The organism is Gordonibacter sp. 28C, assembly GCF_003339845.1.
Taxonomy (GTDB): Bacteria; Actinomycetota; Coriobacteriia; order Coriobacteriales; family Eggerthellaceae; genus Gordonibacter.
This window is the reverse complement of record NZ_PPTR01000010.1, coordinates 98,901-119,047: the sequence shown is the minus strand read 5'-3', so window position 1 is coordinate 119,047 and position 20,147 is coordinate 98,901. Positions and strand designations below refer to the sequence as shown.

16 protein-coding genes and 1 tRNA gene are annotated in these 20,147 nt (G+C 67.7%); 15 read left to right on the top strand and 2 right to left on the bottom strand.

Annotated features, from left to right (window positions below; all coding sequences use genetic code 11):
- Positions 1-68: 68 nt before the first annotated feature.
- Together C1878_RS12490 and C1878_RS12485 are read left to right on the top strand one after the other, a co-directional pair.
- The gene (locus tag C1878_RS12490; RefSeq protein ID WP_114601964.1) at positions 69-2,276 is read left to right on the top strand and encodes an ATP-binding protein; all 2,208 of its coding nucleotides are present in this window, start codon (positions 69-71) and stop codon (positions 2,274-2,276) included.
- Between the two features lie 42 nt (positions 2,277-2,318).
- A complete protein-coding gene (locus tag C1878_RS12485; RefSeq protein WP_114601949.1) occupies positions 2,319-2,738 on the top strand; it encodes a GtrA family protein in 420 nt (139 codons plus the stop codon).
- A 50-nt stretch (positions 2,739-2,788) separates the two neighbouring features.
- Here the strand turns inward: C1878_RS12485 and C1878_RS12480 are convergent.
- Positions 2,789-2,864 (bottom strand) — tRNA-Arg (locus C1878_RS12480).
- A gap of 65 nt (positions 2,865-2,929) precedes the next feature.
- Here C1878_RS12480 and rlmD point away from each other — a divergent pair.
- The 8 genes from rlmD to C1878_RS12440 all read left to right on the top strand — a co-directional run bounded on the left by rlmD (position 2,930) and on the right by C1878_RS12440 (position 11,282).
- Complete coding sequence (gene rlmD / locus C1878_RS12475; RefSeq protein WP_114601948.1) at positions 2,930-4,273, top strand: 23S rRNA (uracil(1939)-C(5))-methyltransferase RlmD; 1,344 nt, start codon at positions 2,930-2,932, stop codon at positions 4,271-4,273.
- A gap of 293 nt (positions 4,274-4,566) precedes the next feature.
- Positions 4,567-5,100 carry a peptidylprolyl isomerase gene (locus C1878_RS12470; RefSeq protein ID WP_114601947.1) on the top strand — a complete coding sequence of 178 codons (534 nt, stop codon included), beginning with the start codon at positions 4,567-4,569 and terminating at the stop codon, positions 5,098-5,100.
- Positions 5,101-5,151: 51 nt separating this feature from the next.
- The gene (locus C1878_RS12465) at positions 5,152-6,516 is read left to right on the top strand and encodes a tetratricopeptide repeat protein (protein ID WP_114601946.1); all 1,365 of its coding nucleotides are present in this window, start codon (positions 5,152-5,154) and stop codon (positions 6,514-6,516) included.
- A gap of 258 nt (positions 6,517-6,774) precedes the next feature.
- Positions 6,775-7,179, top strand: a complete 405-nt coding sequence (gene ndk / locus C1878_RS12460) for a nucleoside-diphosphate kinase (protein ID WP_015539887.1) — start codon at positions 6,775-6,777, stop codon at positions 7,177-7,179.
- A gap of 74 nt (positions 7,180-7,253) precedes the next feature.
- Positions 7,254-8,291: a 4Fe-4S dicluster domain-containing protein gene (locus C1878_RS12455; RefSeq protein ID WP_114601945.1), complete on the top strand. Its 1,038-nt coding sequence runs from the start codon at positions 7,254-7,256 to the stop codon at positions 8,289-8,291.
- Complete coding sequence (locus tag C1878_RS12450; protein WP_114601944.1) at positions 8,281-9,192, top strand: FAD/NAD(P)-binding protein; 912 nt, start codon at positions 8,281-8,283, stop codon at positions 9,190-9,192. The genes C1878_RS12455 and C1878_RS12450 overlap by 11 nt, the downstream gene beginning before the upstream one ends.
- A 1-nt stretch (position 9,193) precedes the next feature.
- Positions 9,194-9,979 carry an NADH:ubiquinone oxidoreductase gene (locus C1878_RS12445; protein WP_114601943.1) on the top strand — a complete coding sequence of 262 codons (786 nt, stop codon included), beginning with the start codon at positions 9,194-9,196 and terminating at the stop codon, positions 9,977-9,979.
- 10 nt (positions 9,980-9,989) lie between these two features.
- Positions 9,990-11,282 carry a Ni/Fe hydrogenase subunit alpha gene (locus C1878_RS12440; protein ID WP_114601942.1) on the top strand — a complete coding sequence of 431 codons (1,293 nt, stop codon included), beginning with the start codon at positions 9,990-9,992 and terminating at the stop codon, positions 11,280-11,282.
- Between the two features lie 401 nt (positions 11,283-11,683).
- Here C1878_RS12440 and C1878_RS12435 read toward each other — a convergent pair whose 3' ends face one another.
- A complete protein-coding gene (locus tag C1878_RS12435; protein ID WP_114601941.1) occupies positions 11,684-13,561 on the bottom strand; it encodes an FAD-binding protein in 1,878 nt (625 codons plus the stop codon).
- A 289-nt stretch (positions 13,562-13,850) separates the two neighbouring features.
- Here C1878_RS12435 and C1878_RS12430 point away from each other — a divergent pair, with 289 nt between their 5' ends.
- The 5 genes from C1878_RS12430 to mrdA all read left to right on the top strand — a co-directional run bounded on the left by C1878_RS12430 (position 13,851) and on the right by mrdA (position 20,138).
- Positions 13,851-15,305 carry a helix-turn-helix transcriptional regulator gene (locus tag C1878_RS12430; RefSeq protein WP_114601940.1) on the top strand — a complete coding sequence of 485 codons (1,455 nt, stop codon included), beginning with the start codon at positions 13,851-13,853 and terminating at the stop codon, positions 15,303-15,305.
- A 117-nt stretch (positions 15,306-15,422) separates the two neighbouring features.
- Positions 15,423-16,478, top strand: coding sequence for a rod shape-determining protein (locus tag C1878_RS12425; RefSeq protein ID WP_080142680.1), 1,056 nt, complete (start codon positions 15,423-15,425; stop codon positions 16,476-16,478).
- Between the two features lie 18 nt (positions 16,479-16,496).
- Positions 16,497-17,429 carry a rod shape-determining protein MreC gene (gene mreC / locus C1878_RS12420; RefSeq protein WP_114601939.1) on the top strand — a complete coding sequence of 311 codons (933 nt, stop codon included), beginning with the start codon at positions 16,497-16,499 and terminating at the stop codon, positions 17,427-17,429.
- Complete coding sequence (mreD, locus tag C1878_RS12415) at positions 17,426-17,950, top strand: rod shape-determining protein MreD (RefSeq protein WP_114601938.1); 525 nt, start codon at positions 17,426-17,428, stop codon at positions 17,948-17,950. The genes mreC and mreD overlap by 4 nt, the downstream gene beginning before the upstream one ends.
- A gap of 10 nt (positions 17,951-17,960) precedes the next feature.
- A complete protein-coding gene (gene mrdA, locus C1878_RS12410) occupies positions 17,961-20,138 on the top strand; it encodes a penicillin-binding protein 2 (RefSeq protein ID WP_114601937.1) in 2,178 nt (725 codons plus the stop codon).
- Positions 20,139-20,147: the final 9 nt, after the last annotated feature.

Here is a 20,147-nt window from a genome sequence, read left to right as displayed (position 1 = left end):
ACGGCTGTGCGGGCCTCGATGATAGAATGCCGTGATTCCAACGAAGACGACGGGTGGTGGCTTTCGGCATGAACGTGCATTTCGACGCGCGCGAACGCAAGCGCGCGGTCGCCGCGGTCGCGGCCGTGGCCGTGGCGGTGGCGATCCTGCTGTCCTACACCGTGCTGTCCACGCGCAAGGCAACCGACGACGTCGTGGCGAACGTGAGCAGCGTGTACCTGGGGGAGCTGAGCAAACAGATGGCGTTTCGCTTCGACGCGAGCGTAGAGGGAAAGTTCGGCCAAATGGACGCCGTGGCGACCGGGTTGGCGGCCGCGGGGCCCCGGAGCAGGGGGGAGGCCGCCGCCTATTTGACCGCGCAGGCGCGCGGCGACGACTATTCCTTCCTCGCCCTCAAAATGGACGACGGCGGGTACGTCGTGGCCGACGGGGCGACGCGTTTCTGCGACGGAGGCGACCGCACGCTGCCCGCGTACGTCGACGGGCGGCGCACGGTCGCGCTGTGCGACGGCCTTATCGTGCTCGAGGAGGAGATGGATCCGGTGGGCCTGGGAGACGGCCGGGCCGTCGCGGTCGTTTGCGGGTTCAGCGCCAAAGGCGTGGGCGACCGCCTCGACCTCACGCTGTTCGACGGTTTCTCGCGCACGGTCGTCATCGATCGGAACGGCGTATGCGTGGTGAGCGATGGGGGCAGCGAGCTCGAGCCGGGCGACAGCCTGTTCGACCGGCTCTCCGTGCGGGTTTCCTTTCCGGGCGGCGACGAGGCCGGCATCCGCGCATCGCTCGCGCACGGCGACGCCGCCCTCGTTCCGATCACCGTCGACGGCCGCGACGAGTACCTGTACTTCCGACCGCTCGACCAGGCAGAATGGTATATTTGCACGGTCATGCCCTGCAGCGCCGTGGAAGGCGACATCGGGGATCTGAGCGGCACCATAACCGTGAACGCGACTATCGTGTGCGGGGTCCTGCTGCTGTTCGCCCTGCTGGCGTTTCTGGTGTACTACCGCTTGGCCAGGAAGGGCACGCGCCTTCTGGCGGAGGAGAAGGACCGCGCCGAGCGCGCGTTCGCCGAGGCGCAGCAGGCGAGCTTGGCGAAGACCGACTTCCTCTCGCGCATGTCGCACGAGATACGCACGCCCATGAACGGCATCATGGGCATGACGGCCATCGCGCTGGAAAGCATCGGCGACGACGACAAGGTGCGAGAGTGCCTGGAGAAGGTGACGCTGTCCTCGGAGCACCTGCTGTCGCTCATCAACGACATACTGGATATGAGCAAGATAGAAAGCGGCAAGATAGAGATCAAGTGCGAGGCGTTCGACCTGGCCACGTTCATCGGCTCGCTCGCGGCCGTGTTCCGCACCCAGGCCGCCGAGCGGGGCATCTCCTTCGACGCGGTGGTGGAGGGCAGCGTGCCCGAGAGCGTCGTGGGCGACCCCTTGCGGCTGAACCAGGTGGTGTACAACCTCATGGGCAACGCGTTCAAGTTCACCCCCGAGGGCGGCAGCGTGACGCTGCGCATCGAGCGGTTGGAGGACGGCGAGGACGGGCGGCTGTGGCTTCGGTTCGCCGTGGACGACACGGGGTGCGGCATCGAGCCGGAGTACCTGGACAAGATATTCGGCTCGTTCGAGCAGGGCGACGCGTCGGTCGCCCGCCTGCACGGCGGCACGGGATTGGGGCTGGCCATCACCAAGCGCTTCGTCGAGCTCATGGGAGGGCGCATCCGCGTGGCCAGCGTGGCGGGACACGGTTCGTCGTTCGCGGTAGACGTGCCGTTCGGGGAGGCGGGGGACGAGCGGGAGGTCGTCTGCGAGCCGGTCGAGACGCGGAGCGCCGCGCCCGTCGCCTGCCAAGCCGGCTCCTACGACTTCTCCGGCGCCCGCGTCCTCGTGGTCGAAGACAACCCCCTGAACCAGGAGATAGCCGTGGAGCTCATGAACATGGCCGGTGCGAGCGTGGACACGGCTTCCACGGGGCGCGAGGCGGTGGATGCGTTCGCCGCCTCCGAAGCGGGCTGGTTCGACCTCGTGCTCATGGACGTGCAAATGCCCGACATGGACGGCTACGAGGCCGCCCGCGCCATCCGGGCGATGGACCGTTCGGACGCGCGCACCGTGGTCATCCTGGCCATGACGGCGAACGCCTTCACCGAGGACGAGGAGCGCAGCCTGGCAAGTGGAATGGACGGTCATCTGAGCAAACCCCTTGATATTCGCAGCGTTTATGCCACAATAAACGGGTTTTTGGGAAAGCGCCGCGAAGGGCGCTGAGGCCGGGCCGCGATATGCGGCGCAGGCGGGAAAGGCGCGGACGTGAAGAAGCTCATCGCTCAGATCATGAAGTTCGGCGTGGTGGGCGTCGTCGCGTTCGTCATCGACTACGGGCTGCTCGCGCTGCTCACCGAGGTGTTCGGCGTCAACTACCTGGTGAGCGCCACCGTCTCGTTCACCGTGTCCGTCGTGTTCAACTACGCGGCGTCCATGCGCTACGTGTTCAAGCACAAGGAGGGCATGAGCCGCCGCCGCGAGTTCGTCATCTTCGTCGTGCTGTCGGTCATCGGCCTGCTCATCAACAACGCCTGCATGTGGGCGGGCGTGGAGCTTCTGGGCGTGCACTACCTCATCGTCAAGATCGGCGCCACGTTCATCGTCATGGTGTGGAACTTCGTCACCCGCAAGATATTCCTCGACGCCGGCGACGAGCCCGGCGAGATACTCTCCGACATCGAGTAGGGGGCGCCGACGGAAAAGGCCGGGCATGCGCCCGGCCTCGGTGTTCTTGCTGGTGCCCTTGACAGGATTCGAACCTGCGGCTTTCTGCTCCGGAGGCAGACGCTCTATCCCCTGAGCTACAAGGGCACGGGGGAAGATTATACGCTATGATGGTTGAAATCGGAAAAACAATGCAAGGAAATCTCACGAACATGGAACAAGCCATCACCATCGACCGTATGGGCTACGGCTCCGAGGCGGTCGGCCGCCTCGACAACGGGAAAACCGTATTCGTGGAGGGTGGCGCGCCGGGCGACGTCGCCGTCGTCGAGGTCGTGGAGGAGAAGCAGGCGTTCGCCCGCGCGCGCCTTGTGAGGCTCGACGATCCGTCGGGCCTGCGCGCCGAACCGGCCTGCCCGCACGCGTCGCTGTGCGGGGGGTGCCCGTGGGCGCACCTGTCCTACGACGCGCAGCTGGACGCGAAGCGCGGCAACGTCGTGGCGGCGCTCGTGCGCACGGCGCACTTCGAGCAGGAGCGCGCGGAGGACCTCGTGCGCCCGTGCGTGCCGAGCAAGCGGCAGTGGGGCTACCGCAACAAGCTCGAACTGGGCGCGCGTTTCGACGAGCGCGGAGCGTTCATGCTGGGGTTCCACCGCGAGGGCACGCACGACATCGCCACGCCCGACAGCTGCCCCGTGGCCGCCAAGCCCATCGAGCGCGCTCCCAAGGCCCTGCGCGGTGCGCTCCGGTTCGCCCAGGGGTCTCAGGACCTGGGCATCTTCCGCGTGGGGGTGCGCGGCAGCGTGCGCACGCGCGACGTGGAGGTGGCGCTGTGGACGAAGCCGGGATCCTTCCCGCGCGGCCACGTGACCAACACGCTCAAGAGCGCGCTCAAGGCCACGAGCATCGTGCGCGTGCTGGCCGATCCTGGAAAGGCGCGCAAGATCAAGGGAGTGGAAACGCTCGACGGCAAGGGCTGTTGGGGCGAGGAGCTGGCCGGCGCGCGCTTCCTGACGAGCGCTCCGTCGTTTTTCCAGGTGAACACCGCGCAGGCCGAGAAGCTGGTGGCCGAGGTCGTGGCGGGTTTGGGCGGACGCGTGGGGGAGGACGGCCCCGAGGGGCTCGACGAGCTGCTCGTGGCCGACCTGTACGCCGGCGGCGGCACGTTCTCCGTGCCGCTCGCGCAGGCGGGCGCCGACGTCGTCGCCATCGAATCGGCGGGCTCCTCGGTGCGCGATTTGCGCCGCAACGCCGACATGAACGGCGTGGACGTCGAGGTCGTGGGCGGCGACGCGGCGCGCGAGCTGCCGGAGCTGGGCGAGCTGGACGCCCTCGTGGTCGACCCGCCGCGCGCCGGTCTGGCCGACGGCGTGGTGGAGAGCATCGCCGCGGCCGCCCCCGAGCGCGTGGCCTACGTGAGCTGCAACCCCGCCACCTGGGCGCGCGACGTCGAGCGCTTCGAGGAAAGCGGCTACCGCCTGGCCCGCGTCCAGCCGGTCGACCTGTTTCCCCAAACGTACCACGTGGAGGTTGCCAGCGTGTTCGAGCGGGAATAGGACGCCGCGGCTGCATGCGGGGTTTCGTCGCGCGCGCTCGCGCAGCTCCGCCCCGGCTGCTGTCGGGCGCGTGGCCGCCGCCAGGCGGGGAACGGGACGTCGCCGCGTGGCCGCGCCGGTTTCAGCCCTTTTCGCGCGGCTTCAACGAGCCCGTGAATGTTATACGTTTTTTCCCTTTCGGCAGATGTTACCTGCTAGAATTCTCAATCGTATGTGGTAATTCGCCAACGCGGCGCAGCCGGGCGGACCCGGCGCGCGCGGTGACATAAAAGCAGTGAGGAAAAGGAGCCATCATGGCGCAGTACACGCCCGAATACCAGCCGACCGGCGACGAGATCGCCGTCATCACCACGTCCAAGGGCACGATCCGCGTGCAGCTCCACGGCGCGGACGCCCCCATCCACGTGGGCAACTTCGTCGAGCTGGCGCAGAAGGGCTTCTACGACAACCTGAAGTTCCACCGCTACGTGCCGGGCTTCGTCATCCAGGGCGGCTGCCCGAACACGCGCGAGCTGTCCACGCAGGACGTCATCGCCAAGGCCAAGAGCCCCTTCGCGGGCCTCGGCACCGGCGGTCCGGGCTACTCCATCAAAGAGGAGTACACCACGAACCCCCACAACGAGCACAACGACGGCACGCTGGCCATGGCCCGCTCGCAGGATCCGAACTCGGCCGGGTCGCAGTTCTACTTCTGCCTGGGCGACCAGCCCATGCTCGACTCGGGCTACACGGTGTTCGGCGACACGATCGAGGGCCTCGACGTCATCGGCGAGCTGCGCGTGGGCGATGTGATCGAGCACATCGAGATCGAGAACGCCGCTGAATAGCGCGCGGGGCGCCCGCGTATCGGGCGCCCTCAACCAAACGTAAGGAAGCAGATGAACAACGACCTATTCCAGCAAGCCCGCGCGGCTTACGCCGCCAAGGACTACGAGGGCGCCCTCCAGGCGTTCACGCAGTGCTTGCAGGATGGAAGCCATCCGCTCGCTCCGGGCGAGATGGGGCTGCTCTATCACCAGATAGGCAACTGCCTTGTCAAGCTCAAAGACTGCAACGAGGCCATCCACGCCTACACGCAGGCCACGGCCGACGCGTCCTACGACGCGTGCGGCGCGGTGAACTACAACTTGGGCATGGCCTACGCGGCGCTGCACGACTACGAGGACGCGGTCAAGCACTTCGAGATCGCCGTGTCGGATGCCAAGTACGACACGCCCTACAAGGCCTACAGCGGCATGGGCAACGCGCTTTTGAAGCTGGGCAAGTCCGCCGAGGCGGGCGTGGCGTTCCGCGAGGCCGCGCTGGACGAGGGCAACCCCGACCCCACGAAGGCGCTGCTGAACCTGGGCGTGTGCTTCATGGCGCTCGACCGTCCGGCCGACGCCGTGGCGTCCTACGAGAGCGCCCTGCAGTTCGGCATGCAGCCCGACACGAAGAACAAGCTCTACGCGAACCTCGGGCAGGCCTACGTGGCGTGCGGCCAGATGCAGAAGGCCGTGAACGCCTTCGAGCAGTCCATCGCCGACAAGACGTACTACCTGTCGGACTCCGCGAGCGTCGACTACCAGCGCGCCATCGCGGCCGTGGCCCAGGGCACGTCCGAGATCACGCAGGTCATACCGGCCGTGGCCGCCGCCGACATGTCCGGCTTGGACGTGGCGGCCGACGGCGCCCCCATGTCCATGTACCCCGACGAGGGCGCCTACGCCTACGGGCAGCAGGACCCCTACTACTACGCCGACGCGTACGGGGAGCAGCCGTACGCCGGCACCGAGGCGGGCGACCACTTCTTCAACGCGAGCGACGAAGAGCTGGAGAAATGGTCGAAGGGCCTGGCCAAGCAGGACCGCAAGCGCCGCAACGTGGGGCTCAAGGTGCTCGTGTTCGTCGTGCTGCTGGTGCTGGTGGCGTTCGGCGCGGCCGTGTTCCTGTACACGCAGGGCTGGGGCTACCCGACGCAGGACACCGTGGTCAAAGAGCTGTTCGCCGACCCCGACGCGGCCGCTTCCACCGTGTTCGCGAAAGAGGTCGACGCCGACAAGGCCAAGACCATGGTGGAGCCGCTCGTGGCCGACGCGAACCCCTCCATCAACGGCGTGGACAAGTCCATGAGCGATTCCACCGTGTACGTGACGGCCAAGACCGCCGAGGGCGGCGACGTGCAGTACAAGGTGTCGCTCGTGCGCGACATGGTGGGCTGGAAGATCTCGAGCGTCGAGCTCTACTTCCCGAGCCAAAATTGACAAAAAACAGCGGCGTGTTCGCGCCGCTGTTTTTTGTCATCCTGAGCGCAGGGGGCGAAGCGACCGGAGTCGAAGGATCCCGTGCGGGCCGATAGGCCGTTCGCGCTAGTGCGCCGCACGGGATCCTTCGACTCCGCCGCAGGGGCGGCCGCCCCAAACGCCTCCCTGCGCTTCCGCTTCGCGGCGCAGGGGTTCGACAGCCCACCGGGCTGTCGAATGCTCAGGATGACAACATACCAAAGAGAGAAAGGGAACCACATGGCAGTGCAGAAGACCTACACCATGATCAAGCCCGACGGCGTGCGCAACGGCCACATCGGCGAGATCGTCAACCGCTTCGAGCGCGCGGGCCTGACCGTCGAGCGCATGGAGCTGGGCATGGTCACCGACGAGCAGGCGAAGGCCAACTACGCCGAGCACGAGGGCAAGCCGTTCTACGAGGGCCTCATCTCCTACATCACCAGCGGCCCCGTGGTGAAGATGGTCGTGTCCGGCGAGGGCGCGGTGGCGAAGTGCCGCTCGCTCATGGGCGCCACGAACCCGGCGGAAGCCGCCCCCGGCACGATTCGCGGCGACTTCGGCCTCATCATGGACGAGAACGTCATTCACGGCTCCGACAGCCCCGAGTCCGCTGAGCGAGAAATCGGCATCTTCTTTGAATAGTTCTCCTTGCCAGCCCATCGGGCGAGTACGCTGTTGCACATTGGCAGGTCACCAGACGAGAAAAGGACGAGAGCATGCTGTATCGCGTCATCGATGCCTCCGAACTTCCCTCGCTCGTGTCGGCGTTCATGGAAACCTACGAAGTGGTAGCTCCGGTCAAGCGTGACCGGAGCTACGTGTTCGAGGCCGTGGAATCGTTCGACGACATCGAGCTGGGCTACGACACGACCGTCTCATCGCCCAAGAAGTACTTCCTTCCGCCCACCGAGACGCTGTTCCCCTTCGACGCGCGCGACAACGAGGTGGCGGCTTTCGCGGCCGAGATCACCCCGCGCGTCATCTTCGGCGCCCACGCCTGCGACATCAACGCGCTGAACCGGCTCGACCTGGTGTTCCGCGACGGTCGCTATCCCGACCCGTACTACGTGGCGCGGCGCAAGGCCACGCTCATCGTGGGCGTGAGCTGCACGCCCGACGCCACGTGCTTCTGCAACCTGTGGGGCGCCGACGAGGCGCGCTTCGGCTACGATTTGTTCCTGCAGGACCTGGGCGACAAGTACCTGGTGAGCATATCCAGCGTGGAGGCGGCGAACATCCTGGAGGCGGCGTGCAACCCGCGCGTGGCCACCGACGAGGACCGCATCGAGTTCCGACACGCCACGCGGCGCCGGCAAGACGCCTTCAACGGCGAGATCCCCGACATCCAGGACGTCGCCATGCTCATGGACGCGTTCCACAAAGACCCCTACTGGGAGGAGCTGGGCGGGCGCTGCCTGGCCTGCACGGCGTGCTCCGCCGTGTGCCCCACCTGCTTCTGCTTCGACATCCAGGACACGCTCGATCCCGACGGCAAGACGGGACGACGCGAGCGCACGTGGGATTCGTGCACGTCGCCGCAGTTCGCCCAGGTTGCCGGCGGGCACAACTTCCGCGCCGACGGGCGCAACCGCGTGCGGCACCGCATGTACCACAAGCTCAACGGCTTTTTGGCGAACCACGACCGCATGCTCTGCGTGGGCTGCGGGCGCTGCGTGACGGCGTGCAAGGCGAACATCAACCCCATCGAGGTGCTGAGGTTCTTCGAGAGGAAGGGGGCCGACGATGCCGAGTAGCTGCGCGGTTTCCACCGTCCAGGTGCGGCCGTTCCATGAGGAGCCCGCGGTGCTGACGGGCGACGAGATGATGGCGGCCAACCCGTACCGGCCCTGGCCGGCCCGCATCACGTCCATCGTGGACTTGACGGCCACGGAGAAGCTGTTCGAGTTCCGCCTTATCGACGACCGCATCCGCGACGCGTTCCACCACGAGCCCGGCCAGTTCGTCGAGGTGAGCATCTTCGGCGTGGGCGAGGCGCCCATCTCCATATCGAGCTCGCCCACCAAGCGCGGGTTCATCGAGCTGTGCGTGCGCCGCACGGGCGCGTTCACCGACGTGCTGCACGAGATGCAGTGCGGCGACATCGTGGGGCTGCGCGGGCCGTTCGGCCGCGGCTTCCCCATCGAGGACATGAAGGGCCACGACATCCTGCTCGTGGCGGGCGGCCTCGGCATCGCGCCTTTGCGCTCGCTCATCAACAACATCCACGACGAGCGCTCCGAATTCGGCAAGGTCACCATTATCTACGGGTCGAAGAACCCCTCCGAGGTGATGTTCCGCCAGCAGTTCGAGATGTGGCGCCACCGCAAGGACTTCGACCTCTACCTGACCGTCGACCATCCCGACGACACCTGGGACGGCGAGGTGGGCCTGGTCACCAAGCCGTTCGAGCATCTGGAGATCGACGCCTCGAACACGTACGGGGCGCTGTGCGGCCCGCCGGTCATGTACCGCTTCGCCATCGACGAGATGCGCAAGAAGGGCATCAGCTACGACCATATCTACGTGAGCTTCGAGCGGCACATGAAGTGCGGCATGGGCAAGTGCGGACACTGCCAGATCGGGCACCAGTACGTGTGCATCGACGGGCCCGTGTTCAACTACTGGGAAGCCAAGAACATTCAGGGGTCGATGTGATATGAGCGGATACTGCATAGCCTGTCAAGAGAAACCGGCGACGCCGCGCGTCGTGGTGGTGGGGCTGGCCAGCTGCTTCGGCTGCCAGCTGCAGATCACGAACGTCGAGGCGCACCTGTTGGACGTGCTCGGCCAGATCGACCTGCGCTACTGGCAGCTGGCTTCGAGCGACCCCATGCCCGAGGAGTTCGACGTGGCCGTCATCGAGGGTGCCGTGACCACCGAGGAGGCCGAGGCGACCGTGCGGCAGCTGCGCGAGCGAGCCGGCGTCGTCATAACCATCGGCGCGTGCGCCACCACGGCGGGCATACCCGGCATGGCGGCGGCGGGTTTCCTCGAGCGCCCCGCGCAGGTGTACGACCACGTGCCCGCGGCTTGCGGCGAGATGATAGCGCCGCGCCCCGTGCAGGCCGTGATCGACGTGGACTTCGAGGTGCGCACGTGCCCGGTGGACTCGCTCGACTTCGTCGACGTGCTCCAGCGCGCGCTGTACGGCTCGAACAAGGCGGTGCCCACGCGCACGATGTGCGGCGACTGCAAGCGCAACGAGACGAGCTGCTTCTTCGGCAAGCAGCAGCTGTGCCTGGGCCTGGTGACGCGTGCCGGATGCGGTGCGCGCTGCGTGAACCTGGGGCGGCCCTGCAACGGCTGCCGCGGCCTGTCGCCCGACGCGAACCTGCCCTCGGCGCGCGAGGCGTGCGAGCGCTACGGCGTTTCGGTGGCGGACTTCGACAAGGCGCTCGAGATGTTCAACCAAGTGAACCCCGCCCTGCAGACGAGCGAGTGAGGAAACGAGCATGACGAAAACCGCTATACACGTAGACCACATCGCCCGCATCGAAGGCCACGGCAACGTGCACGTGGTCATCGAGGACGGCATCGTGAAGACCGTGGAGATGAACGTGGTGGAGCCGGCGCGCCTGTTCGAGAGCATGGTGCGCGGCCGCAGCTACCGCGAGGTGTCCTACATCTCCTCGCGCATCTGCGGCATCTGCTCGGCCAGCCACGTGGTCACCGACCTCAAGGCCATCGAGCGCGCCTTCGGCGTGCAGGTCACGCCCCGCACGAACGCCCTGCGAGAGCTTCTGGTGTACGGCTCGTACCTGCAGAACCACGCGACGCACCTGTTCGTGCTGGCCGCGCCCGACTTCGTGGGCCAGAAGAGCGTGTTCCCGCTGGCCGAGACCGATCCGGAGCTGTTCGACAGGGCGCTGGGCCTGAAGGCCCTCGGCAACGAGCTGTGCACGAAGGTGGGCGGCCGCAGCATCCATCCCATCACGGCCGTGACGGGCGGTTTCACCCATGAACTGGAGGCGGGGGAGTACCTCGCGCTGGCCGACAAGATGGACGAGGCTGCCGCGTTCGCGGCGGCGGCCGTGGACCTGTTCGCCGGCTTCCCCGTGCCGAGCATAACCACGGCGGGCGACATGCTGGCCATGGTGGAGCCCGACTACTATCCGGTGGAGGATTCAAACACGGCGCGCTTCCTGGACGCCGGCATCGAGTTCGACGCGAACGACGTGGCCGCGCACCTGGAGGAGTACGAGATGCCGCACTCCGCGGCGCTGCTGGCCCGCGTGCGCGAGACGGGGTCGCCCTTCTTCACGGGCGCGCTCGCGCGCATCAACGCCTCGTGGCAGCATCTGGGACAGAACGCCAAGGTCGCCGCCGCCAAGGCGGGCCTGCGCCCGCCGGAGCGCAACCCCTTCATGAACAACGTGGCCCAGGCCGTCGAGCTGGTGGACGCGCTCGACCGCTGCGCGGGCATCTGCCGCGCGCTGGCCGAGCCGGGCGGCGTGGAAGGCTCGAGCGAGCCCGTGGAATTCGAGGTCAAGGCCGGGCGCGGCGTGGGCTTCACCGAGGCTCCGCGCGGCGCGCTGTTCCACGATCTGGAGTTCGACGACGAGGGTCGCGTCGTGCACGCGTCCATCATGACGCCCACGGCCCAGAACGTGGCGAACCTCGAGGCCGACATGCGCCTTCTGGCCGAGCAGCTCGTGGCGGAAGGGGCGGGGGAGGACGCCGTGCGCATGGAGATAGAGAAGCTCGTGCGCGCCTACGACCCCTGTCTCAGCTGCAGCGTTCATTAGGTTCCGGCGGCCTGCCGGCCGCCGGAACGAGCCGATGCTGCGAGGCCCCCTCGCGCCCGATCTTCATGCGATCCCGGAGGCTCGCGTACCGAAGTACGCTTCGCCCCCGCCATCCCCACGATCTCGGGCACGAGGGCGGGCCTCGCTGGCTTACTAGCGCCAACCTGGGCGGCGGTTTTCGCGCTTGCGCGCGAACGGGCGCTCTGGAGAGCGCCCCTACGGTCGACCAGCGCACCGACCCGAACGCTCGGTTTTCTTCCATTGATTGGGCGGTGGTGGATTGGTAGCTCGTCGTTCTCGAAAAAGCAGCAGGGGCGGCCGCGCATCGCGCGGCCGCCCCTGCGTGGGAGGTCCTCCCGCCGGGAAGGAAGGGGAGGTTCGGCGGGAGGGGGTCGTTTCGGTTAGATCTCGCCCTTCACCGTCTCGGCCATGAGGTAGCCGTAGTTCATGGCGGCGTCGAAGCCCATGGCGTAGGGGCGTCCGTCCTTCTCCTCGATGGAGCCGCACACGTCGCCGGCGGCGTACAGCCCGGGCACCGCCGTGCCGTCCTCTTTCTGCACGTGCCCGGCCGTGTCGATGGCGAGGCCGCCCGTGGTCAGGTAGAACGTGGGTATGCAGGACACGACCCAGACGCCGTCGTGCGTGTCGAGGTAGGGCAGGTTCTTGCGCTTGAACTCGTCGGGCTCGCCGGCCAGCGCATGGGCGTTGTGCGTCTCGATGGTGGCCGCCAGATCGGGCAGCCCCAGCTTCTCGGCCGCCTCCTCGACGGAGTCGTAGTGCACCATGTCGCCGCGATGCTCCAGGCACTTGTACGTGTCCATGGCGTAGGCTTCGTTCTTGTTCGTGGTGATGCGGCCCGACTCGTCGGTGATGTAGAAGAACTTGCCGCCGTTGGCCTCGTCCACGAGGCCGCGTCCCAACATGCCGTGGTTGTCGGACATGAGGTTGCCGAACTGCTTGCCCGAGGCGTTCACGATGATGCCGGGCGTGGTCTGGTACAGGAAGGCTATCTCGAAGTTCGAGCCGGCCTGGTTCGTGGTGGACAAAAACGCTCCCAGCTCGCGGCCCATGCACTCCACGGCGCCGCCCGCCGCGAGCCCCAGCTCGATGCCGTCGCCCGTGGAGCCGGGCGCGCAGTTGAACTTGTGGTCGGCGTACTGCGGGTAGTACTGCTTGATCATGTCCTGGTTCGCCGCGAAGCCGCCCGAGGTGAGGCACACGGCCTTGGCCGAGACGGTCCAGGTCGAGCCGTCCTTGCCCTCGGCCACCAGGCCGCTCACGCGACCGTCGGCGCCCTGCACGAGCTCGGTCACCTTCGTGCCGTAGACTATCTGGCCGCCCAGCGCGCCGATGCGGTCGACCAGGAACTCCTTGGCGTAGCCGCAGCCGCCCATGTAGCAGCCGGGGGCCAGATACGGCGTCACGCCGTAGGCCTTGTTCACGCCCAGGCTGTAGAAGCCGACGCCCATGTCGTGCATCCAGTCAACGAGCTGCCCCGAGTTCGAGTACATGGCCGTCTGGTAGGGCATGGCGCCGCCGAAGCGGTCGTTTTCCGGCACCAGGTACTTCTGCATGACGCCGAGCATGCCCTGCTTGTTGTACATGGGGTTGTCGTCCATGCGCCCGAGCGCGTAGTTCGTCTGCAGCTGGGACTCGGCGGCGGCCACGCCCGAGTAGGTCATGGGCATGGAGCCGCCCGCGATGTCCTGCTTCTCGAACAGGATGACCGTCTTCCCGGCTTCGAGCAGCCGCGTGGCGGCCACGAGGCCGGCGGTTCCGGCGCCCATGAACGCCACGTCCACGTCGGCGGTCTGGGCGGCGCCTCCGGCGGGAGCGACGGCGCCCTTTGAAAAGTCCTTCGCCTTGCCGCCGGCGCTCTCGATGGCGTCCTTCACGGCGTTCTGCACGGCCATCGACGTGGTCGTGGCGCCCGAGACGGCGTCCACGTCCAGGTTCTTGGACTCGAGTATCTTCGCGGCCATGAGCGGCGCGGCCACCGAGCCGATGCCGATGGTGTCGTCGCAGCGCAGCACGCGCACGCCGGCGAGGTCGCCCTGCGCCACGGTCACCTCCACGAACAGCTCGTCGTCGTGGCCCATGGACGAGCCCACCCATTTGCCGTCGGTGAAGCTGTCCGGCACGCTCTTCTTCGCCTCGCCCTCCTGGTCCTTCTTGGCGCTGTCGGCCTGCTTGGGCGCGGCGCATCCGGCCAGCCCGAGCGCGGCCGCGCCGCCGAACGCAAGCGACCCCTTCAAAAAGCTCCTGCGGTCAAGTTCCATGTCGATCTCCCTCCGTGATCCGAATCGATCGTGCTCCGGGTCCTGCGCGAGCCGTCGCGCCTTGCCCGAACCCTGCGGCCAGTATGGGCTCCCGGGGCGCCCTTGTCGTGACCGATAATCGGCGAACTTCGCGTCGGCGCGCGTCCGACGGATCACCGATTATCGGTTATCTTCTGCAAAGCGCCTGATGAAAAGCTTGCGGTTGCATTCGTCGAAAGGTTTCGGATCGCGGTTGACGCCGCGAACGCCTCCTCGAACGTTTACAATGGGTCCGGGAGGTTGGATGCTTATGCGCACGAAGGATGCGGCCCTGCTCTCCGTCGCGCTGGCGGCGGGCTTCGGCCTGTGCAAGACGGCGACGTCGCTCGCCTATATCACGGCCATGGGGTCGGTTTCCACCTCGGTCGGGTTCGTCTCGCAGCTCGGGTTCATGTTCGCCATGACCTCGGCCACCATCGTCACCGCCGTCGTCGTCATCGCGCTCGTGCGGGCGGGGAGGATCGCCCCGTGGAGCCTGCGCCAGACGCCCGCCCTCGTCGCGCTGTGCGCGGGCTTCCTGCTGGGGTCGACCGGGGTCCTGTCGGGCCTTCCCGCCTGGGCGGCCACGCTGCTGCTCGGGGGGCTGTGCGGCTACGCGCTCACCGTGCTCATGGCGGCGTGGCTCGAGGCGTTCGCCGCCGAAGGCGACACGTCGGCGGCCATCGTGCAGATCGTGTGCGCGCTCATCGTGCAGGCGGTGCTCGCGTCGCTTCTGCTGCTGGTGCCGGCGCTGCCCACGGCGGTGGTGTCCGTGGCGTTTCTGCTCGTGTCGGCCGCGGTGCTCGCCTGGGCGAAGGGCCGCCTGGGCCCGCCGCCCGAGAGCCGGGTGCTCGTGGCCGACCGCAAGGACCGCTTCACGCTGTTCCACGCGTATTTGTGCCTGGCCGTGGTGGTGGGCGTGGTGGGCATCCTGCACACCTCCGTTCTGGGGTCGTCGTTCGAGCACATCGTGGGCGACGTGAACATGGGCGTGCCGCTGGCGGCGTCCACGGCCATCACGGCGCTCGTCGCCATGCTCATGGTGCAGCGGCTCGACCCCGTGTCGGTGTACAAGGTGTGCTTCCCCTGCATGCTGGTCATCTTGTCGCTGCTGCCGTTTCTGGGCGGCTTCCTGGGGCCGGTGGCGGGCACGGTCATGATCACGTGCTACGACGTGTGCGGCATGGTGTTCTTGCTGTTCATCGTCGAGCAGTCGCGGCGCCTGGGCGTGTCGAGCTACCTCCTTACCAGCCTGTACATGGTGGCTTCGAGCCTGTTTCTGCTCGTGGGGCTGGCCATAGGCATGGGCCTCGGTGCGGTGTCGGCCGACTACGGGCTGTCGCTGCTCACGCTGCTGGCGTTCGCCGCCATCTACCCGCTGGCCGTCGTGCTCATGGTGGTGCTGCGGCGCGGCCGCGCCGACGCGGAACCTCCGCGCGAAGAGGCGCCTACCGGGGCGGCGTCCCCCGAACCGGCGCCCCGCGAGGCCGAGGCCGCGTTCGAGCGCTGCCTCGGGCGCTACGCCGAGACGTACGGGCTGACGAAGCGCGAAACCGAGATACTGGGATATCTGGCGCGCGGGCGCTCGGCCCGCTTCATCGCCGAGGAGCTCGTCATCTCCGAGAACACCGTGTGGGCGCACGTCAAGCGCGTGTACGCGAAGCTGGACGTCCACGACAAGCAGGAGCTCATGAGCCGCTTCGAGGCCGACGCGAGGCGCGCCTGAGGGCCGTTCGCACCGGCCACCGGGCCGGGTGTGCCCCTCGTGGATTTTCCACGGCGAAGCAACGCCTGTGCTAGAATGCGTGTTTACTTGGAATCGAGACTCAAGGGGTTTGCCTCTATGTCCTTTTTAGACGCGTTCTCCGGGCTGACCGGCCAAATGTCCACGGATATGGCCATCGACCTCGGGACTGCCAATACACTGGTCGCCATCACGGGCGAGGGCATCGTCATCAACGAGCCCTCCGTCGTGGCCATCGAGAAGAGCACGCACCGCGTGCTCGCGGTGGGCCATGAGGCGAAGAACATGATCAACCACACGCCCGAGGCGTTCTCGGCCGAGCATCCGCTCAAAGACGGCGTCATCGCCGACTACGACGTGACCGAGGCCATGCTGTCGGCGTTCATCAACAAGGCCGCCGTGCGCAAGTACCCCTGGCAGGCCAAGCCCCGCATCGTCATCTGCATCCCGTGCGGCGCCACCTCGGTGGAGAAGCGCGCGGTGTTCGAGGCCGCCATCCAGGCCGGCGCGCGCCAGGCCTACCTCATCGAGGAGCCCATGGCCGCGGCCATGGGCGCCGACCTGCCCGTCACCGAGCCCACGGGCTCCATGGTGGTGGACATCGGCGGCGGCACTACGGAAGTGGCCGTCATATCGCTCGGCGGCATCGTGACGTCCTCGTCGCTGCGCCTGGCTGGCAACCGCATGGACGAGGCCATCGCCATGCACCTGCGCGACCTTCTGGGCATCAAGATCGGCGAGCGCACGGCCGAGATCATCAAGATCAAGATCGGCTCCATCCTGCCGTTCGAGGACGGCCGCGAGCGCGACATGATCATCTCGGGCCAGGACGTCATCACCGAACAGCCGAAGGAGGTGACCATCCAGTCCGAGGACGTGCGCGCGGCGCTCATCGGCCCGTGCGAGGAGATGGTCATCCACATCAAGGAGACGTTCAAGAAGACGAACCCGGACCTCGCGTCCGACATCATCCAGAACGGCATCCTGCTCACGGGCGGCGGCGGCCTGCTCTCGGGCCTGGACCGCTACCTCACCGACAAGCTGGAGATTCCGGTGTGGGTGAGCGAGACGGCCCTCACGAACGTCGTCACCGGGTGCCTGAAGGTGCTCGAGACGCCCACGGCGCTCAAGCAGACGCTCATGCGGTCGAAGTAAGGCAGCGCCCCTCACCGCATGGCCCTCAACTTCCAACAGAGCGGATCGGCATCGGCGAAGCGGGTGCTGCTCGTCGTATTGCTCGCGGCCTCCCTGGCCCTTGCCACGCTGTACGCGCGCGAGGGCGAGAACGGGCCGCTGCACACGGTGCAGGGCGCCGCGGCGGCCGTGGCCGCGCCCTTCAAGTTCGCGGGCGCCGCGGTCGACGCGGGCGTGTCGTCCGCCGGCGAGGGCGTCGAGAACCTCACGGCCGACGAGTCGACGCTCTCCGGCCTGCGCGAGAGCAACGAGGCGCTGCGCAAGCGGCTCGCCGAAGCCGACGAGTACAAGCTGGAGGCCGAGCGCCTGCAGGAGCTGCTCGACATGAAGCAGACGTACGATATCGACGGCGTGGCGGCGCGCGTGGTGGGCAAGAGCATCGAGGCGTACAACCAGACCGTGACCATCGACGCAGGCACGGACGACGGCGTGGAGAGCGGCATGACCGTCATGGGGTCGACCGGCGTCGTCGGCCAGGTGAAGAAGGCCGACGCGCGCACCTCCGAGGTGCGCCTGCTCACCGACTCGCAGTCGGGCGCGGCGGCCATCATCCAATCGAACCGCGGCGAGGGCATCGTGCGCGGCTCGCTCGAGGGCCTGCTGTACCTTGAGGACGTGGACGAGGCCTACATGCCCCAGGTGGGCGACGTGATCGTGACGTCGGGTCTGGGCGGCAGCTACGTGCGCGGCCTTATCATCGGCACGGTGGTGCGGGTGGACGCCGACAAGGGCAACGCCACGGGCCGCATCGTGGTCACGCCGAACGACAAAGCCGCCTCGCTTTCGGAGGTGATCGTGGTCAAGGGCCTGAACTCCGAGGGCGCGCTGGGCGCGACGCCGCAGGCGGGCGGGCAGGCGGCCGATTCCGGAACGACCGACGGCGGAGACGGGGAAGGAGGCGACGAGGCATGAACGTGACGCGCGACAGCGTGGCGGTTGCGGTGGGCGCCGTGGTGGCGGTGATCCTGCAGATCGTCGTGGCTCCCAACATCGCCCTGTTCTCGGCCATGCCGAACTTCGTGGTGGCCTACGTGCTGCTCGTGGCCATCGTGCGTCCGGGAACGGCCGGCCCCGTGCTTCCGTTCGTGCTGGGACTCGTGTTCGACCTGGTGTCCGGCGGGCCTGTGGGGGCTATGGCGTTCCTGCTCGTGCTCGTGGCGTTTTTAGCTTCGCGGGCCTTCGTCGTGCTCGACAACGACACGCTGTTCATGCCGCTCGTCATCTTCGTGGCGGCCACCGTGCTCGTGGAGGCGCTCTACGGCGCGTTCTTGCTCGCGCTGGGCTTCGACGCCAGCGCCCTCGACGCGTTCGTGTACCGCGCGCTGCCGTGCGCGCTGTACGACTGCGTGATCGGGCTCGTGCTCTACCCGCTTGCCGCGCGCGTCCTCGCTGGCGCCGCCCCGGCCCAACCCGGCACGCCGCGCTTGCGCTAGGGGCCGCCTCATGATCGCCGCCCTCATCGCAGCCGCCGTCACGCTCGTGGCGGCCATCGTCCTCATCGTCGTGGTGCTCGTCGTGCGCAGCCGCACGAAGACGCCTTACGCCGGCCAGAAGAAGGACGTGCGCTCCGTGGGCAACGTGGGCGTGTCCTCGTCGCTGGGCAAGGGCGGCCACCGCGCGGGCGGCGGCGCCTCGGCCCCGCGCGTGAGCTCGTCGCAGCCCGCGTCGAAGGCGGCCTCCGAGGGGCTCAAGTCCCGCTTCCTGGCCATGGGCGTGCTCGCGGCCGCCATCTTCGGGTCGCTGGGCGCGAAGCTGTGGAGCATGCAGGTGCTGTCGTCGGAATCGTACGCGAGCGCCGCCCAGAAGAACAAGTTCACCGTCGTGCCCACGCCCGCGCCGCGCGGCTACATCTACGACGCCGACGGCGTGGCCATCGTGAAGAACCGCTCGTCGCTCACCGTGCTGGCCGACGCCGACGTGGCCGACGACCGCGACGTGGTGCAGCGCCTGTCCACCGTGCTGGGCATCCCGTACAACGTGGTGCGCCAGCGCATCCAGGACGCCACGTCGGGCGCGCAGAGCCAGCGCGTGGTGGCGAGCGACGTGCGCCTGCGCGACGTGGCCTTCATATCCGAGCACGCCGACGCGTTCCCCGGCGTGGCCGTGCAGACGCGCACGGTGCGCGACTACCCCTACGGCGCGCTCGCGGCGCACGCCGTTGGCTACACGGGCGCCGTGGACGAAACTGACCTCGCCTCCGTTCCCGACGGCCGCGAGATCGAGCTCGGCGACACGGTTGGAAAGGCGGGCATCGAGAGCGTCTACGACGACCTGCTCGCGGGCGACCACGGCCAGCGCACGGTCGTGGCCGACGCGCAGGGCAACGTGCAGGAGGTGGCCAGCGAGACGCAGCCCTCCCGCGGATCCGACGTGTACCTCACCATCAAGGCGCCCGTGCAGTACGTGTGCGACCGCGCGCTGGCCGCGCTCATCGCGCCCGAGAACGGCGTCATCGGCACGGGCAAGGGCTGCGCCGGGGCCGTGGTGGTCATGGACGTGCGGGACGGCGGCGTCGTGGCGCTGTCGAGCTATCCCACGTTCTCGCCCGAGACGTTCACGGGATCGATCTCGCAGGACACCTGGGACCTGTTCAACACCGACGAGTCGTACCACCCCATGCTCAACCGCGCGGTTTCGGGCACGTACCCGGCCGCGTCAACGTACAAGGCCTTCACGGGCTTGGCGGCGCTGGCCTACGGGTTCGCCGACACGAAGAGGACGTGGGACTGCGGGGGTTCGTGGGACGGTTTCGACACCGGTCAGCCGCAGCTGTGCTGGAACCACAACGGCCATGGGATCCTCGATTTCCGCGGCGGCGTCACCAACTCGTGCGACGTCGTGTTCTACGATATCGGCAAGCAGTTCTTCCAGGCTAGCAAAAGCCAAGGCGGCTCCATCAGCGACACCGCCATGCAGGACGAGATCGCGAAGTACGGCTTCGGCAAGACGACGGGCATCGACCTGGGCGCCATCGAGGAGACGGGCCGCATCCCCACGCCGGAGTGGCGTGCCGAGCATTTCAGGGACTATCCCTCGGAAGCGGTGTGGAAGGGCGGCTTCAACACGAACATGGCCATCGGCCAGGGCGACGTGCTCGTGACCCCCATCCAGATAGCCGTGGCCTACGGGGCCATCGCCACCGGCAACCTCATGAAACCGCACCTGCTCAAAGAGGTGCGCAACGGCGATGGCGGCGCGGCGGCCTCCTTTGAGCCCGTGGTCACCGGCACGCCCGATGTGAAGCCCGAGAACCTGGCCATCATGCGCGACGCGCTTCGGGGCGTGTCCACCGACAATGCCGAGCTCGTCACGCTGTTCAACCGGTTCGGCCTCGACCCCGCCACCGTGGCCTGCAAAACGGGTACGGGCGAGGTGTCCGGCAAGGAGGACTACGCGTGGTTCGCCTGCTACGCGCCCTACGACGACCCGAAGTTCGTCGTGTCGTGCGTCGTGGAGCAGGGCGGCGGCGGCTCGGCCGTGGGCGCGCCTTTGGGTATCGAGGTGCTGGCCGCCGCGCTCGCAGCCGATGCGGGAGAGCTCACCGACGTGGCCGCCGTCGCCGGATCCACGGGCAAGTCGCAGGAACTCAAGACGTCCGGTTCCGCCGGGCGAACGGATTAGGGAGGAGGC

Excerpts from the sequence above, each read along its gene's own strand:
- mrdA (WP_114601937.1), top strand. The coding sequence starts at position 17,961 with ATGATCGCCGCCCTCATCGCAGCCGCCGTCACGCTCGTGGCGGCCATC.
- C1878_RS12470 (WP_114601947.1), top strand. The coding sequence starts at position 4,567 with ATGGCGCAGTACACGCCCGAATACCAGCCGACCGGCGACGAGATCGCC.
- rlmD (WP_114601948.1), top strand. The coding sequence starts at position 2,930 with ATGGAACAAGCCATCACCATCGACCGTATGGGCTACGGCTCCGAGGCG.
- C1878_RS12430 (WP_114601940.1), top strand. The coding sequence starts at position 13,851 with ATGCGCACGAAGGATGCGGCCCTGCTCTCCGTCGCGCTGGCGGCGGGC.
- C1878_RS12465 (WP_114601946.1), top strand. The coding sequence starts at position 5,152 with ATGAACAACGACCTATTCCAGCAAGCCCGCGCGGCTTACGCCGCCAAG.
- C1878_RS12425 (WP_080142680.1), top strand. The coding sequence starts at position 15,423 with ATGTCCTTTTTAGACGCGTTCTCCGGGCTGACCGGCCAAATGTCCACG.
- C1878_RS12455 (WP_114601945.1), top strand. The coding sequence starts at position 7,254 with ATGCTGTATCGCGTCATCGATGCCTCCGAACTTCCCTCGCTCGTGTCG.
- C1878_RS12490 (WP_114601964.1), top strand. The coding sequence starts at position 69 with ATGAACGTGCATTTCGACGCGCGCGAACGCAAGCGCGCGGTCGCCGCG.
- ndk (WP_015539887.1), top strand. The coding sequence starts at position 6,775 with ATGGCAGTGCAGAAGACCTACACCATGATCAAGCCCGACGGCGTGCGC.
- C1878_RS12435 (WP_114601941.1), bottom strand. The coding sequence starts at position 13,561 with ATGGAACTTGACCGCAGGAGCTTTTTGAAGGGGTCGCTTGCGTTCGGC.
- C1878_RS12440 (WP_114601942.1), top strand. The coding sequence starts at position 9,990 with ATGACGAAAACCGCTATACACGTAGACCACATCGCCCGCATCGAAGGC.
- mreC (WP_114601939.1), top strand. The coding sequence starts at position 16,497 with ATGGCCCTCAACTTCCAACAGAGCGGATCGGCATCGGCGAAGCGGGTG.
- C1878_RS12445 (WP_114601943.1), top strand. The coding sequence starts at position 9,194 with ATGAGCGGATACTGCATAGCCTGTCAAGAGAAACCGGCGACGCCGCGC.
- C1878_RS12450 (WP_114601944.1), top strand. The coding sequence starts at position 8,281 with ATGCCGAGTAGCTGCGCGGTTTCCACCGTCCAGGTGCGGCCGTTCCAT.
- mreD (WP_114601938.1), top strand. The coding sequence starts at position 17,426 with ATGAACGTGACGCGCGACAGCGTGGCGGTTGCGGTGGGCGCCGTGGTG.